Origin of the sequence: Corynebacterium sp. MSK218, assembly GCF_030232655.1 — a bacterium.
Classification (GTDB): domain Bacteria; phylum Actinomycetota; class Actinomycetes; order Mycobacteriales; family Mycobacteriaceae; genus Corynebacterium.
This window is the reverse complement of the sequence record NZ_JASPGN010000032.1, coordinates 1-946: the sequence shown is the minus strand read 5'-3', so window position 1 is coordinate 946 and position 946 is coordinate 1. Positions and strand designations below refer to the sequence as shown.

Here is a 946-nt window from a genome sequence, read left to right as displayed (position 1 = left end):
CGGTGTGCGGATTTGCCTACACACCACCTCACACGCTTACACCAACAATCCACTAAGCGGCATGGCTACTACACTGTGTCACCCCATCACTTGAACCACACATCAGGCCCCACGACATCAACAACCAACGTGTTCAAAGAACACATCAATCGTATCCGCGGTGGTTAGTATCAGTGCTTTATCATGGGCGCGGACATACGGGTACCAGAATATCAACTGGTTGTCCATCGACTACGCCTGTCGGCCTCGCCTTAGGTCCCGACTCACCCTGGGAAGACGAACTTGACCCAGGAACCCTTAGTCATCCGGCGGGAAGGATTCTCACCTTCCAATTCGTTACTCATGCCTGCATTCTCACTCGCACACACTCCACGCCTCCTTACGGTAACGCTTCAACACATGCACGACGCTCCCCTACCCAATACAAAAAGTATTGCCGCGGCTTCGGCGGTGTGCTTGAGCCCCACTACATTGTCGGCGCAGGACCACTCGACCAGTGAGCTATTACGCACTCTTTCAAGGATGGCTGCTTCTAAGCCAACCTCCTGGCTGTCTTCGCGATCCCACATCCTTTTCCACTTAGCACACCCTTAGGGGCCTTAACCGGCGATCTGGGCTGTTTCCCTCTCGACTATGAAGCTTATCCCCCACAGTCTCACTGCCGCACAACACAATTGATGGCATTCGGAGTTTGGCTGACATTGCTAAGATTGTAGTCCCGCTCAACCAACCAGTAGCTCTACCTCCACCAAGCTAATGCGACGCTGCACCTAAATGCATTTCGGGGAGAACCAGCTATCACGGAGTTTGATTGGCCTTTCACCCCTACCCACAGCTCATCCCCGCAGTTTTCAACCTACGTGGGTTCGCGCCTCCACAACCTCTTACAATTGCTTCACACTGGCCATGGGTAGATCACCCCGCTTCGGGTCCAGGACATGCCACT

The 946-nt window shown here is 53.8% G+C and carries 1 rRNA gene; it reads right to left on the bottom strand.

The window, feature by feature from the left end:
* A 23S ribosomal RNA gene (locus QP922_RS12785) occupies nt 1-946 on the bottom strand; the annotation flags it as partial.